Annotated in this window: 10 protein-coding genes; 5 read left to right on the top strand and 5 right to left on the bottom strand. The window is 67.0% G+C overall.

The genetic code is table 11. From position 1 onward, the window contains the following. Window position 1: 1 nt before the first annotated feature. On the bottom strand, window positions 2-1,477 hold the full coding sequence (locus Q0C57_RS00390; protein ID WP_296570925.1) for a PAS domain-containing methyl-accepting chemotaxis protein: 1,476 nt from the start codon (window positions 1,475-1,477) through the stop codon (window positions 2-4). Between the two features lie 276 nt (window positions 1,478-1,753). Here Q0C57_RS00390 and Q0C57_RS00385 point away from each other — a divergent pair, with 276 nt between their 5' ends. Continuing rightward, window positions 1,754-2,641 carry a MerR family transcriptional regulator gene (locus tag Q0C57_RS00385; protein ID WP_296570505.1) on the top strand — a complete coding sequence of 296 codons (888 nt, stop codon included), beginning with the start codon at window positions 1,754-1,756 and terminating at the stop codon, window positions 2,639-2,641. A gap of 63 nt (window positions 2,642-2,704) precedes the next feature. Here the strand turns inward: Q0C57_RS00385 and Q0C57_RS00380 are convergent, their stop codons facing one another. From Q0C57_RS00380 to Q0C57_RS00365, 4 genes are all read right to left on the bottom strand, one after another. Next, the gene (locus Q0C57_RS00380; protein WP_296570504.1) at window positions 2,705-3,526 is read right to left on the bottom strand and encodes a hypothetical protein; all 822 of its coding nucleotides are present in this window, start codon (window positions 3,524-3,526) and stop codon (window positions 2,705-2,707) included. A 121-nt stretch (window positions 3,527-3,647) separates the two neighbouring features. Continuing rightward, window positions 3,648-4,529, bottom strand: coding sequence for a transglutaminase family protein (locus Q0C57_RS00375; protein ID WP_296570502.1), 882 nt, complete (start codon window positions 4,527-4,529; stop codon window positions 3,648-3,650). Continuing rightward, window positions 4,529-7,030: a circularly permuted type 2 ATP-grasp protein gene (locus tag Q0C57_RS00370; protein WP_296570497.1), complete on the bottom strand. Its 2,502-nt coding sequence runs from the start codon at window positions 7,028-7,030 to the stop codon at window positions 4,529-4,531. Before Q0C57_RS00370 ends, Q0C57_RS00375 begins: the two co-directional genes overlap by 1 nt. 6 nt (window positions 7,031-7,036) lie before the next feature. Next, window positions 7,037-10,357 carry a DUF2126 domain-containing protein gene (locus tag Q0C57_RS00365; protein ID WP_296570494.1) on the bottom strand — a complete coding sequence of 1,107 codons (3,321 nt, stop codon included), beginning with the start codon at window positions 10,355-10,357 and terminating at the stop codon, window positions 7,037-7,039. 153 nt (window positions 10,358-10,510) lie between these two features. Between Q0C57_RS00365 and Q0C57_RS00360 the strand changes: the two genes are divergently transcribed. The 4 genes from Q0C57_RS00360 (at window position 10,511) to Q0C57_RS00345 (ending at window position 14,845) form a co-directional block, all read left to right on the top strand. Then, window positions 10,511-11,680: an acyl-CoA dehydrogenase family protein gene (locus Q0C57_RS00360; RefSeq protein WP_296570491.1), complete on the top strand. Its 1,170-nt coding sequence runs from the start codon at window positions 10,511-10,513 to the stop codon at window positions 11,678-11,680. Between the two features lie 96 nt (window positions 11,681-11,776). After that, window positions 11,777-12,709: a sulfite exporter TauE/SafE family protein gene (locus Q0C57_RS00355; RefSeq protein WP_296570488.1), complete on the top strand. Its 933-nt coding sequence runs from the start codon at window positions 11,777-11,779 to the stop codon at window positions 12,707-12,709. Beyond that, a complete protein-coding gene (locus tag Q0C57_RS00350; RefSeq protein ID WP_296570483.1) occupies window positions 12,706-13,467 on the top strand; it encodes a TIGR02186 family protein in 762 nt (253 codons plus the stop codon). Before Q0C57_RS00355 ends, Q0C57_RS00350 begins: the two co-directional genes overlap by 4 nt. A gap of 55 nt (window positions 13,468-13,522) precedes the next feature. Continuing rightward, entirely contained in the window at window positions 13,523-14,845 is a 1,323-nt protein-coding gene (locus Q0C57_RS00345) for an ATP-binding protein (RefSeq protein ID WP_296570480.1), read from the top strand. Window positions 14,846-14,987: the final 142 nt, after the last annotated feature.

Raw genomic sequence — 14,987 nt, 5'->3', positions numbered from 1 at the left:
ATCAGGCGAGCGAGCGCGACGCGGTGCGGACCTTGGCGGTCGCCTCGTCGATTTCGCCGGACGACCGGGCGATCATGTTGATGCTGCTGGAGATGGCCTGGACCCCTTCGGCGGCCACGCGCATGTTCGATGACATCTCCGCGGTCACCGCGCTCTGTTCCTCGACCGCCGTGGCGATGGCCGTCGAGATCTCGCTGATCCGCATGATCGTCGTGGAGATGTCGCCGATGGCGCTGACCGCGCCCTCGGTGGAGGCCTGGACCGAGGCGATCTGGGCCCCGATCTCTTCGGTGGCGCGCGAGGTCTGTGTGGCGAGGCTCTTGACCTCGGCTGCGACCACCGCAAATCCCTTGCCGGCCTCGCCTGCGCGCGCCGCCTCGATCGTGGCGTTGAGGGCCAGGAGATTGGTCTGTGCGGCAATGTTGTTGATCAACTGTACCACGTCGCCGATCCGCGCAGCGGCGGAGGACAGGCCCGAAACGATCTCGCCGGTCCGCGACGCCTGCTCGACCGCGCCACCGGAAATCTCCCGGGCGCTCGTGACCTGACGGCTGATCTCGCCGACGGAAGCGGCCAGCTCTTCGGCACCTGCGGCGACCGCCTGGACATTGCCCGATGTCTGGATCGAGGCGGCGGCGACCTGGGTCGCCTCATGCTTGGCGCGGGATACGGCTTCACCGATGCTGCCCAGATCGCCGTCGATCTGACGCTGCACATTGCCGCGGCGTTCCTGCTCCTTGATCATGGCGGTGATGTCGGTGGCGAACTTGACCACCTTGAACGGCTTGCCATTCATGTCGAGAATCGGGTTGTAGGTCGCCTGAATCCAGATCTCCCGGCCGCCCTTGGCGATACGCTTATACTGTGCTGCCTGGAACTCGCCGCGGGCCAGGGAGGCCCAGAAGGCTTTGTATTCGTTGGAATGCGCTTCCGCCGGCGCGACGAACAGCGAATGGTGCCGCCCGCGGATCTCGTCGAGGCCATAGCCGACGGCGCCGAGGAAGTTCTCGTTCGCCGTGATGATCTTGCCATCGAGGTCGAATTCGATGACCGCCTGCGCCTTGTGAATGGCGGCAAGCTGTCCCTCGATGTCGGCACTGCGGAGCTTCTGCTCGGTGACGTCGGTCGCATATTTGGCGACCATGTAGACCCGGCCGCGGGAATCCATCACCGGATTGTACGAGGCCTGGATCCAGACCTCCTTGCCGCCCTTGCCGATGCGCTTGTACTCCGCGACCTGGAACTTGCCGGCGCGAAGATTGTCCCAGAACTGACGATATTCATGGCTGTCGCGCTCGTCGGCAGCGACGAACATCGAGTGGTGCTGTCCGCGGATCTCGTCGAGCCGATAGCCGACCGTCTTCAGGAAATTCTCGTTGGCCGTGATGATCTTGCCGTTGGGTTCGAATTCGATCACCGCCTGCGAGCGGTCAATGGCTGCGAGTTTGTTAGAAGCGTCGTTACGGAACAGCGTCATCACGTTTCCCGGTTGGTATTGGCGTACATCCTGGCGCCATTCATCGCTGTCGCAATTAAACAAAATATAAATCGAACGGGCGCAAAAAACCACATTATGTGACGTTACGACAACCAGCGCGCACTCCTCGGGGACAGTCCAACTCCTGTGGTAAAATGTGTATTCGTTGTGCAGTATGAACCTGTACAGATGCTGCGCGGCGAGCGGAGCGGTCATGAGGGTCATGCAGAATCGCGCATCGGCTTTTGTATATTTGAACGGCGTCCGGGGCACCCCATGAGAAGGGTCATCGACATATCGCGGCTATCGCAGCTCACGGGCGTCAACGTCTCGACCCTGCGTAGTTGGGAATCGCGTCACGCGCTGATCACACCGTCTCGTTCGGTCGGCGGTCATCGGCTCTATTCGGCCGAGGATGTCGAGCGGCTCATGCTGGTCAAGGATCTGATCGCCGTCGGGCATCGGCTGTCCGAACTGCGCGGCCTGACCATCGCCGAGCTGAAGCAGTTGCAGCCCGCGATCTCCCGCGCCGGTGCCTTCGACCGGGACATCGTCCTCAAGCTCGAACGGGCTGTCGACGACTGCGACGTCGATGCCTTCGGCATGGTCCTGCGCTTCGTCTTCGCCGCATCCCCACCGGCCTTGGCCGTCGATGTCTATGGCCATGCGGTCCGCTATATCGGTCAGCGCTGGCAGGACGGCCAGCTCGGGGTCGGCGGCGAGCACCGCTTGTCGGCCAAGGCGCGGGACATCCTCACCGCCGCCACCAGCGCCCTGGCGCCTGCGGCCCATCGCCGTCCGATCGCCTTCGCCACCCTCGGCGATGAGCGCCATGAGCTCGGCCTTCTGGCCGGCGCCTATCTCGCCGCATCACTCGGCCATCGCATGATCTATTTCGGTGCCGGAATGCCGGCGCGCGCGCTTGCCGTCGACGTGGCCGAGTCCGCGGCCGCGCTCCTCGTCATCAGTGCCGTGCACAGCGTGCCCGGCGGTTCCCTGCAGGAAGACCTGGTCTGGCTGGACCGCGGGCTGCCGGAGGATATTCCCATCTGGATTGGCGCCCACGAGGCGACCATCGCCCATCTGGTGGTGCCATCACGGATGGTCGTCGTGCGTGATTATGCGGAGTTTCGGCGGCGCCTGAGCATGACCTTTGAATCCTGAGGCGGGCCGGCCGGCATCCGGATCCCTGCCGGCGTCTTGGCGCGCTTTCTGGGGACGGGCGGGCTAGTCGAGGAGGTCGTCGCCCTCGACACGGCGCAGGTCGAAGGAGAAGACCCGCGTCGCTCCGTCTCCGCGGAGGAAGCCGATTCCGAAAGCCTTCCACCGGACATTGCGCACCTGGCCGCCCGAGAAGGTCATGACGGACTGGCCGGCGAGCGCCTCGCTCGAGAGCAGCGCACCGCGAATGATGGCTTCCAGCCGTTCGGACAGGCTCTCGACCAGTCCGAGGACGTTCTGGCGGATCACCATCCGCCGGTCCCGTACATTGAGGCACTTCAGGAAGGCGGCGTTGCAGTTGAGGATCGTGCCGTCGCGGGCGAGCACAACCATACAGCTGGTGGATTCGGCGATGAGAGTGTCGAGACTGGTCCGCAAGGCGCCAACCATTGCGGCCTGGCGCCTTTCCTTCTCACATTTGCGATAGAGGCCTACCACCACCGGGTGTCCCGACAGCCATTTCAGCACGCAGACCGATTCGATCTCGCTGCCGGCATGGTCGAGGTCGTCGAAGCGGAATCGATCGGGCCCTGCGCTGCCGGCATCGATCGCCTGTTTCAGATGGGCGCGGAACTTGGCGGCATCCTCGTCATGGGCCTGCTTCAGCAGATCCGTGAGCGTCGCCTTGATGACGACGGTCCGCGCGTTGGCACCGACGGTCTCCCAGCGCACCCGCTCGGTCTTCAGGTCGATGGACCAGCTGTGAATGCCCAGCCGCTTGAGCAATTCGCTGTGGCGAGGCGCTTCATCCGGTTCGCTGAGCAACGGCTGCGGCGCGGCCTTTCCCGGAAGTCCCATAATGGCGGTCGGCGACAGAAGCAGGGACATTGCGAGACCCTCCCTTCGAGATGATCTTCGCAAAAATCCATAAAACAAACGCGAAAATAGAAGGGAAATGAGGATGTAATGCGATGTCGACCAGCGGGTTAACGGCGACGCCGGATCCGGCTCACGCCCCCAGCGGCTTCACGTCCACCGCCACCGCGATGTCATGGTCACCGGCGGCGATGACCACGCCGCCATTCGGCGCGACGTCGACGAAGTCGCGGCCGATGGCCAGCACGATGTGGTCCTCGCCGACGATCAGCCCGTTGGTGGGGTCGAGCCCCCACCAACCCAGTTCAGGTCCGCACCACAGCGACACCCAGGCATGGGTCGCGTCTGCGCCTTCCAGGCGCGGTTTGCCCGGGGGCGGAATCGTGCGCAGGAAGCCCGAGACATAGGCCGCCGGCAGGCCGAGGCCGCGCAGGCCCGAGATCATGATGTGGGTGAAGTCCTGGCAGACGCCACGGCGCATGGCGAAGGCCTTGGCGGCCGGCGTCGAGGTATCGGTGGTGCCCGGCGCATAGGTGAAGTCGTCGCGGATGCGTTTGGCCAGGTCGAAGGCGGCTTCGAGAACCGGCCGCCCCGGCGGGAATGACGCGCTGGCATAGGCGCGGATCATCGGGTCGCGCGGCACGTAGGTCGAGGGGAAGAGCGCGTGTACCGGCGAAGACGGCGACATGTCGGCGCTGGCGAAGGCGGTCTCGCGCACGCGCTCCCAGGGCGGGTCCATGCCGGGCAGCGGACGGCTCGTTCCCGCCACGGTGATGTCCGCCCGCATTTCGATCGTCAGGGCCCGGTGCGGGTGGTCGAAATCGAGAAAGATGCGCCGGTTGCCGAAGAAGTCGGTGTCGTCGCGGCGCATGGCCGGGTTCGGGGTGATGGCGATATCGCAATGCGAGACGGTCTGGCCCGGGCGGTCAACCGGCACGATGCGCAGCACGTGCTGAGCGAATGCCACCGGGCGGGCATAGCTGTAATCAGTGACCTGGCGGACCTGGTAGCGCATCAGAACAGATCACTGGCGGCGGCACCGACGGGGGGCGCCCCGTCGCGATGCGTGAAGTAACGCTCGGAGACCTCGTCGGAGATCGCCATCAGCCGCTGCTCGATGGCGAGGATCTGTCTGCTGTCGAGCGTATGGGCATCCGCCGTCTGCAGGTCGACACGCGTCCGGGCGATCAGCTTCTCCGGCACGTTCAGCCGTCCGTCGGCGGCATGGTCGGGGAGGTGGGCGAGATGGTCGGCGATCCGCTCGACCTGAAAGGCGACGGAGCGGGGGTTGTTGGGATCGAGCACGATGAGGTCCAGCACCGGTGCCCGGGCGGCGATCATCACATAGCGGCGCCGATAGGTGATCTGGCTGTCCGCCAGGGCCAGCAGCAGGTCGAGCCCCGCCGTCCCCGACCGCGCGTCGCCGAAATTGCGTCCGAACCGGCAGATGGCCAGGGCCCGCTCGATCCGCTTGCCGATCTTCAGGAAGCGCCAGCCGATGAGCTGGTTCATGTTCTCCTGGGTGAGGCCCGAAAAGACGGCGGCAAGCCTGAGCCCGGTCTCGACCCGGTCGAGGGCGCCGGCCTCGAGGCGATCGTCGCTTTCCGCCAGATGGACCATGTCGGTGATGGTCTTCCAGGCGTCGGGCGAGAACCGGTCGCGGATGACGGAGGCGGCATTATGCGCCGCCCGCGCCAGCGACAGCAGCCCGCCCGGCGCGCGCCCATGCAGCACGGCTGCAGCGACTGCCTGTGGCTCGGTGAGCACGGTGTCCTTCGGCAGGGCCTCCCAGGTCACCAGCAGATCGACCAGACGCTTGAGCATGTCGGGCCCTGTCGTCTCGCCGCTGCCGACCTGGTCGCCGAGCGCGCGCAGGAGGCGCAGGGTCCCCTCGGCCCTTTCCATATAGCGTGCGAGCCAGAACAGGTTGTCCGCGGCGCGGCTGGGAAGGGACGAGGTCGATCGCTTCAGTTCGATCTTGTCGGGCGTCGGCAGGAGCGTCGTCTCGGCGACCGGCCCCTCAGCCAGGACGCAGACATCGGCCGAGCGGCCGTCGCGCTGCATCGTCACGGCCCGGGCATCGACCCGGTCGCCGATGCGGCAGAAACCGCCGGGCATCACCTCCCAGCCGTCACCCACCCGCGCCAGGAACAGGCGCAGGATGAACGGGCGCGGCTCCAGATAGCCGTCGTTCCAGACCGGCATGGTCGAGAGCTTGACGACCTCCTGGGCGACGAAGTCCGATCCGCGCAGGCGGATTTCCTCGGCCAGCCGCAGGCGGTGCTCCGGCGACAGGCTGGAGGCCAGCACCGCCCCTTCGTCGAGCAGCCCGGGAATGGTCTGGGTGAAGGCCGGCGCGATCACGAAGGAGTCAAGATCGGCGATGACGGCGCCACGCTCCAGCGGCTGGCCGCACCACCAGGTTGCGACATGCGGGATCGCGAGGTCGCGGCCGAGGCGGGCGCGGGCGACCGAGGGCAGGAAGGCGAGGAGGGATCGCGCCTCCAGCACACCCGATCCCAGCGCATTGGCCAGGGTCACCTTGCCCGAGCGGATGGCGTGGACGAGGCCGGCGACGCCGAGCTGCGAGCGCGGATTGAGCTCAAGCGGATCGGCGAAATCGGCGTCGAGGCGGCGCCAAACCATTTCCAGCTTCTTCAGGCCCGACACTGTGCGGACATAGAGGGTGTCGTCACGCACGGTGAGATCGGCGCCCTCGGCCAGGAGGAAGCCGAGATAGCGCGCCAGGAAGGCATGTTCGAAATAGGTCTCGTTGAGCGGCCCGGGCGTCAGCACCGCGACGCGCGAATCCGTCGCGGTCGCATGCGAGGAGAATTCCGAGCGCAGCGCCTGAAAGAAGCCGGCGAGCCTCTCCACCGGCAGGTTGCGATAGATCTCGGGGAGCGAGCGCGCCATGGCGAGCCGGTTCTGCAGCGCGTAGCCGGCGCCCGACGGGGCCTGGGCCCGGTCGCCGAGCACCCACCAGCGGCCGTCCGGGCCGCGGCCGACATCGACGGCATAGTAGAGCAGATGCGCGCCGCCGCGCGGCGGGGTGCCGACCAGCGGGCGCAGGAAATCCGGGGATCCCGCGATGGTCGCGCCGGGGACCAGCCCGTCGCGCACAAGATCGGCGGGACCGAACAGGTCCTTCACGACGAGTTCGAGCAGTTCGGCTCTCTCGCGCAAGCCTGCCGAGAGGGCTTTCCACTCGTCGGGGGCGATCACCAGCGGCAGATGGGCCAGTGGCCAGGCCCGCTCGCCGCTCTGCGGGTCGTCATAGACGCGGTAATAGACGCCGGAATCCCGCATGAAGCGGTCCGCGCCGGCGAAACGCTTCTCGAGTTCCCGCGGCCCGAGATCGGCGAGGGTGGCGAGCACCGGCTTCCAATGCGCGCGCGGTTCACCCTTCTCATCGAGGATCTCGTCATAGACACCCGGCACCGGCTGATAGCGCGCCAGCATCGCCAGGATGCGCTCGGCGCGGTGATCGGTCGTGCGTTGGCTCCGGAAGGTCATGGTGTCTCAATGCACCGGTGGACGCCGCAGGTCGAGGGTCGCGGGAAACTCCCCCGACCGTTCGCCGCGCGGCGGATCGACCAGGCCCGGCGTATGGCCGTGATCCTGGAACCGGGCGCGGCGGCGGGCCTCGGCTTCATAGGCATTGACGGGGAACGTATCGTAGTTGCGGCCGCCGGGATGGGCGACGTGATAGACGCAGCCGCCCATCGAGCGGCGGCCCCAGACATCGACGATGTCGAAGGTCAGCGGCGCATGGACAGGGATGGTCGGATGCAGCCCTGACGGCGGCTGCCAGGCCTTGTAGCGCACGCCGCCGACGAACTCGCCGCTGCGTCCCGTGGCGGTCAGCGGCACCGGCCGGCCGTTGCAGGTAACCGTGTGGCGTTCAGGCTGCAGGCCGACGAGCCGCACCTGCAGGCGCTCCACGGAGGAATCGACGAAGCGCACGGTGCCGCCGATCGCTCCCTCCTCGCCGAGCACGTGCCAGGGTTCCAGCGCCTGCCGGATCTCCATGCGGACCCCCGCATGGTCGACCTGGCCGGCCAGAGGGAAGCGGAACTCGAACTGCGCCTCGAACCAGGCAGGGTCGAAGGCATAGCCGGCGCGGCCGAGATCGCCGAGCACGCCGAGAAAATCCTCCCAGACGAAATGCGGCAGCATGAACCGGTCGTGCAGCGCCGTGCCCCAGCGCACCAGCGGTCCGTCCTGCGGTTCCTTCCAGAACCAGGCGACGAGGGCGCGGATCAGCAGCTGCTGGGCAAGGCTCATGCGCGGGTCGGGCGGCATTTCGAAGCCGCGGAACTCGACGAGGCCGAGCCGGCCCGATGGGCTGTCGGGCGAGAACAGCTTGTCGATACACAGCTCGGTGCGGTGGGTATTGCCGGTGGAATCGACCAGCAGGTTGCGGAACAGCCGGTCCACCAGCCATGGCGCGGGCGCATCGCCCTCGCCGGGCTTCGGCACCATGGCCATGGCGATCTCAAGCTCGTAGAGCCCGTCATGGCGGGCCTCGTCGACCCGCGGCGCCTGGCTTGTCGGGCCGATGAAGAGCCCGGAGAACAGATAGGACAGCGAGGGGTGACGCTGCCAATAGAGGACGAGGCTCTTCAGGAGATCGGGTCGCCGCAGGAAGGGGGAATCGGCCGGCCGCGCCCCGCCGACCACGACGTGATTGCCGCCACCTGTGCCGGTATGGCGGCCGTCGAGCATGAATTTCTCGGTTCCGAGGCGCGCCAGCCGCGCCTCCTCGTAGAGGCCTTGCGTGATCGCGACACAGTCGCGCCAGGAGGCGGCGGGGTGGACGTTCACCTCGATGACGCCGGGATCGGGCGTCACCTTGATGACGTTGAGACGGGGATCCGTCGGCGGCGGATAGCCCTCGACATGGACGGTGAGGCCGAGCTCCTTGGCGGTGGCCTCGGTGGCGGTCAGGAGTTCGAGATAGTCTTCCAGCCGCTCGGTCGGCGGCATGAAGACGCAGAGCCGTCCGTCGCGCGGCTCGACGGCCAGAGCGGTGCGGACCGAATTGTCCTCTGTCAGGACCTGTTCGACCTGCTCTGTGCGGTCCGCCTCGCGCTCGCGCTCGCCCGAGACGCGCTGGGCTATCCGCCCCTCGATCTCGCGGGGATCGGGCAGGTCGGCCGGCACGGTCCAGGGATCGGCGGCGACGACATAGGGATATGAGGCCGGCGGCACATAGGGCAGGGAGGCGAGGGGAAGGCGGTAGCCCACCGGGCTGTCGCCGGGCACGAGAAAAAGCTTCTCGCGCTTCAGCTTCCACTTCTCCGTCATCCAGTTGGATTTGGCCGGTGCGGCGTTCCAGCGCTGGATGGGCAGGACATAGCCCGAGGGATGGGTCAGGCCGCGTGCAAAGACGCGCGCGATGCGGGCGCGGGCCTCGGCATCCTCGAGCTTGGAATCGAGCGCATCGACATTGACCGGAAGCTCGGCCTCCTTGATCACCCAGTGCGCCGGGTCCTCATAGGCGGGAAGCGCCGCCTCGCCGTCGAGGCCGAGTTTCTCGGCGATCCCTGCAGCGAGCGCCCCGGCGCCGTCGATCGTCGCCGGCGTTGCCGCCGCCTCGCGGGCGATCAGGCTTTCGTCGCGCCAGACCGGCTTGCCGTCGCGGCGCCAGTAGAGGGCGAAGGTCCAGCGCGGCAGGCTTTCTCCGGGATACCATTTGCCCTGGCCGTAATGGAGGAAGCCTCCGGGCGCGAATGTGTCGCGCAGCCGCCGGATGAGGGCGTCGGCCCGGTCCCGCTTGGTCGGTCCGACGGCGGCGGTGTTCCACTCCTCGCCTTCGTAATCGTCGATGGAGATGAAGGTCGGCTCGCCGCCCATGGTGAGGCGGACATCCCCGGCCACGAGATCGGCATCGACGCGCTCGCCGAGGGCGTCCAGGCGCTGCCAGGCGTCGTCGGAAAAGGGCGCGGTGACGCGCGGGCGCTCGTCGATCCGGTCGACGCGCATGTCGAACGCGAAGGACACCTCCGCCGGCTCGACGGCGCCGGAGATCGGCGCGGCCGAGCGGTAGTGGGGCGTCGCCGCCAGAGGAATATGGCCCTCGCCGCAGAGCAGCCCAGATGTCGGATCGAGGCCGATCCAGCCGGCGCCGGGAATATAGATCTCGGTCCAGGCATGGAGGTCGGTGAAATCCTTGTCCGTGCCCGCCGGCCCGTCCAGCGCCTTGAGGTCCGGCTTCAACTGGATGAGGTACCCGGAAACGAAGCGGGCAGCGAGGCCGAGACGCCGGGCCAGTTGCACGAGCAGCCAGGCCGAATCGCGGCAGGAGCCCGACGCGTTCTCCAGGGTCTCGTCGGGCGTCTGGACGCCCGGCTCCATCCTTACGATGTAGCGGATGTCCTGCTGCAGCTGCTGATTGAGGGCAACGAGAAAATCGATGGTCTGTTTCGGCCCGCGCGGGATCCCGGCGAGGTAGCGCTCGAACGGCGCCTCGGTAGGCTCGATAGCGAGATAGGGGGCCAGCTCCTCGGCCAGCGCCGGCGCATAGGCGAAGGGGAAGGTGTCGGCATAGCTCTCGATGAAGAAGTCGAAGGGATTGACCACCGCCATGTCGGCGACCAGGTCGACGGTCACCGAGAACTCGGTCGTCTTCTCGGGAAAGACGAAGCGCGCCAGCCAGTTGCCGTGCGGGTCCTGCTGCCAGTTCACGAAATGCGGCTCAGGGAGCACCTTGAGGGAGTAGCTCGGGATGGTGGTGCGGCTGTGCGGGGCGGGGCGCAGGCGGATCACTTGCGGGCCCAGCATGACCGGGCGGTCGTAGAGATATCGCGTGACGTGATGCAGCTTCGCAAGAATGGCCATGGCAATGATGGGTAAAGGGTGACGACCGGCCGGTCAAAGGCAGAGATGGGGACGCCCGGTTCACGCAAGCAAGGATTGCGCCGCCGTCCTCCCTCCGGGGGGCTTTCCAGTCCCGCCGAAGCGACCCATAAACCCAGCCGCTGGAGATCTCCGATGCCGCTGACCATCCCGGACGCCGCCGACCATGCCGACCTCAGGGACGCCGTGCGCGACCTGTGTGGCCGCTATGACGATGCCTATTGGCGCGGGATCGACGAGGAACGCGGCTATCCCGAGGCCTTCACCGAGGAACTGACGCGCGCCGGGTGGCTCGCCGCCCTTATCCCGACCGAATATGGCGGCTCCGGCCTTGGACTGACGGAGGCCTCCATCATCATGGAGGAGATCAACCGGTCCGGTGGCAATTCCGGCGCCGTCCATGGCCAGATGTACAACATGGGCACGATCCTGCGCGGCGGCTCCGACGCGCAGAAGGCGCGCTACCTGCCCAAGATCGCGGCTGGCGAGCTGCGCCTGCAGAGCATGGCCGTGACCGAGCCGACGACCGGCACCGACACGACGAAGCTGAAGACGACGGCGGTGCGCAAGGGCGACCGCTATGTCGTCAACGGCCAGAAGGTCTGGACCAGCCGGGTGCAGCATTCCGATCTCATGGTGCTGCTCGCCCGCACGACCCCGATCGACCAGGTGCGCAAGAAGTCCGACGGTCTCTCCGTCTTCCTGGTCGACCTGCGTGAGGCCATCGGACGCGGCATGACGGTCCGCCCCATCCGCAACATGGTCAACCACGAGACCAACGAGGTCTTCTTCGACGATCTCGAAATCCCGACCGAGAATCTCATCGGCGAGGAGGGCAGGGGCTTCAAGACGATCCTCTCCGGCCTCAATGCCGAGCGCACACTGATCGCCGCCGAATGTATCGGCGACGGCTACTGGTTCATCGACCGCGCCCGCAAATACGGCTCGGAGCGCATCGTCTTCGACCGCCCGATCGCCCAGAACCAGGGCGTCCAGTTCCCCATCGCCCGCGCCTATGTGAACATCCGCGCGGCCGATCTCATGCGCTTCCAGGCCGCGGCGCTCTGCGATGCCGGCCAGGAATTCGGCGCCGAGGCGAACATGGCCAAGCTGCTGGCGGCCGACGCCTCCTTCGAGGCCGCCAATGCCTGCATCCAGACCCATGGCGGTTTCGGCTTCGCCGCCGATTACGATATCGAGCGCAAGTTCCGCGAGACGCGGCTCTACCAGGTGGCGCCGATCTCCACCAACCTGATCCTCGCCTATGTCGGCGAGCATGTGCTTGGCATGCCACGGTCATACTAGCCCTGCGCCGAAATGCGCGCGCGGCCGCCGTGGGGGCCTTGACGCGACGGCTGTTTTCCGGCCTTCGATGGGTGCACACCCTGGCCGGGGACAACCGTGCAGCTTTACCTTCCGATCGCCGAATTGCCCGTCAACATGCTCCTCATTCTGGGCATGGGACTGGCGATCGGATTCATCTCCGGCATGTTCGGTGTCGGCGGCGGTTTTCTGCTGACCCCGCTCCTTATTTTCATCGGCATTCCCCCTGCCATTGCGGTCGCCAGCGTCTCCGGCCAGATCGCCGCCTCGTCCCTGTCGGGTACCCTGAGCTACTGGCGCAAGAACGCGGTGGATCCCAAACTGGTCGGGGTGCTGCTGATCGGCAGCGTCATTGGCACGGCCGGTGGTGTTGCTGCCTTCTCGCTGCTGCGGCGCGAGGGGCAGCTCGATCTCTTCATTGCCCTGTCCTATGTGACGCTTCTGAGCGGCATCGGCATGCTGATGGTGGTCGAGAGCCTGCGGGCCATTGCCCGGTCGCGTTCGGGAGAGCCGCCGAAGCTGCTGCCGGCCCGTGATCGCCGGGTCGGCACCGGGCTGCCCTTCGTCATGCATTTCCCGCGCTCGCGCATCACCGTCTCGGCGATCCCGGTCATCGCCATCGGGCTCGGGATCGGCTTCCTCGGCTCGATCATGGGTATTGGCGGCGGCTTCCTGCTCGTGCCGGCGCTGGTCTATCTCCTGCGTGTCTCGACCGCGGTGGTGATCGGCACGTCCAGCCTGCAGACGCTGGTGACGATGCTGATGGCCGTGGTCTTCCATGCCGCCACCAATGCCTCTGTCGATGTGGTCCTTGCCCTGCTGCTGATGATCGGCGGCGTCGTCGGCGCCCAGTTCGGCGCCCGCACCTCGCTGTCGATGAAGGGCGAGGAACTCCGCCTGCTGCTCGGCCTCGTCGTGCTGGCGGTCGGCATGCGCTTCCTCATCGATCTCGTCGTGCGGCCTGACGATCCCTTCTCCAACACCGTCCTCGAATGGGTGGTGCGGGCATGAGCCGCATCGTCATCGTCATCCTGGCCCTGCTCGCCGTCCTGCCTGCACGGGCCGAGACCATGGTGACCTCTCTCTCCACCCACCGGCTGCAGATCACGTCCAATTTCGTCGGATCGGAGATCGTGCTGTTCGGCTCGATCGAACGCGATGCGCAGACGATCTCCCGCCCCGGCGGCTATGACCTCGCGGTGGTCGTCCGCGGCCCCCGCGCGCTCATGGTGACGCGCCAGAAGACGCGCGTCTTCGGCATCTGGGTGAACACCGACTCCCGCCAGTTCGTCGAGATCCCGTCCTTCTATGCGCTGCTGTCGAACAAGCCCGCGGCCGCTCTGGCCGACCGCGAATTGCTGGCGCGCCAGCAGATCGGCGTCGACGCCATCACCGCCATCACGCCGCGGCTCGGACCCGATCCCGCGGCAACTCCGGCCTTTCGCGATGCCCTGCTGCGGATCAACCGCGCCAAGGGTCTTTATCGCGAGAACCCGACCGGCGTCACCTTTCTCACCCCCAACCTGTTCCGGGCGAATATTCCCGTCGTGCCCAACACCCCGGTCGGATCCTTCGAGGTCGACATCTTTCTGATGTCAGGCGGGGTTATCCTCGCCCGCGAGAGTACGAATTTCGAAGTGACGAAGACCGGATTCGAGGCCTTCGTCGCCAATGCGGCCCGCGATCACGGGGTTCTCTACGGCCTTGCCGCCGCCATGCTCGCCCTGTTCACGGGATGGGCTGCGAGCGTCGTCTTCCGGCGCGATTGAGATGGCCCCCGCGATCGTGGTCTCGCCGTCGGCATGGTCAAGGCAGGGCTGACACGTGGGTGATGACATCGACGCCGGTTGGAACGAGCGGTGGGGCGGCACCCTGTTCCTTTATGGGTCCGGAGCCCTTCTCGCGCTGGTCCTCGGCGCATGGGGAGACCTCGCCTGGCCCCTCGCCGCGGGAGGCGGGCTCGCTCTCGTCGGGGCCGGCACGCTCATGCGCCGACGCCCCCCCGTGCGCGCGCCCCTGGAGGACGAGGTCATGGCCCGCCGTGCCGCGCGGCTGACGGACCTGTCGGTCGAGGGCCTCATGGCGGCGCTGCCCGTTCCCGCCATCCTGCTCGATCCGAAACTCGCGGTGCGCACTCACAATGCGCGCGCCGCCTCGCTGCTGCCTGGCCTCAGGCGCGGCGAGCCCTTGGCCCTGTCGCTGCGGGCGCCCGAGGTTGTCGAGGTCGTGCGCCGGGCCCTTGCCAGCAACAGTGTACAGGTCATCGATTATGCCGAGCGGGTGCCGGTGGCGCGCTGGTTCAGCGTCGAGGCGACGCCGGTCGTTGTCACGCCGGAGGCACGCGACGGCGGCCGGGCCGACTTCATCCTCCTGTCGCTGCGCGATCTCACCGAGGAACGCCGGCTGGAACAGCTGCGTGCCGACTTCGTCGCCAATGCCAGCCACGAACTGCGCACGCCGCTCGCCTCCGTCGTCGGCTTCATCGAGACCATCCAGGGCCCCGCCCGCAACGATCCCGATGCCCGCGAGCGCTTCCTCGGCATCATGCTGGCCCAGGCCCGCCGCATGTCGCGCCTGATCGACGACCTGCTCTCGCTGTCGCGCATCGAGCTCAACGAGCACGTCCAGCCCGTCACCGTGGTCGATCTCGTGCAGCTCCTGCGCCACGTGCGCGATACGCTGGGGCCCTATGCGAAGGCCCAGGGCGTGGTGGTCGAAATTGCGGCAGGAGAAGCGACCCTGCCGGTCAAGGGCGATCAGGACGAACTCATCCGCCTCTTCGAGAACCTCGTGCAGAACGCCATCAAATATGGTGCCGAGGGAGGACGCGTAGACATTACACTCGCCCGCGAGAGCCGGGACGGCCGCGGCGCCGAGGCCGTGGTGAGCGTGCGCGACCACGGCCCGGGAATCCCCGCCGAGCACCTGCCGCGCCTCACGGAGCGATTCTACCGTGCCGACGTCGCCTCAAGCCGCGAGAAGGGCGGCACCGGCCTCGGCCTCGCCTTGGTCAAGCATATCCTCAACCGTCACCGCGGCCGACTTGCCGTCGAGAGCGTTCAGGGTGAAGGAGCGACCTTCACTGTGCGGATAGACGCCGCCGACCGTGGCGAGAATGCCCACGCGCCCGTCCCGACGGCTTCGTGACCGCCCGGCGCCCCGGGGTGGCGGGCAAGGTCTGCCGCCATTCTGTCGCAACATCGACAACATGTTGAAACATCGACGCAATGAATGTCATTGATGCGTCACCTGACGGGCATAGAACCGTCGCGGCGCAGGGCTATTCCAC

The sequence above is a fragment of the Phreatobacter sp. genome (assembly GCF_022843985.1).
Lineage (GTDB): Bacteria > Pseudomonadota > Alphaproteobacteria > Rhizobiales > Phreatobacteraceae > Phreatobacter.
Note: the sequence above shows the minus strand (reverse complement) of the source record. Positions and strands in the feature narration are given on the sequence as shown.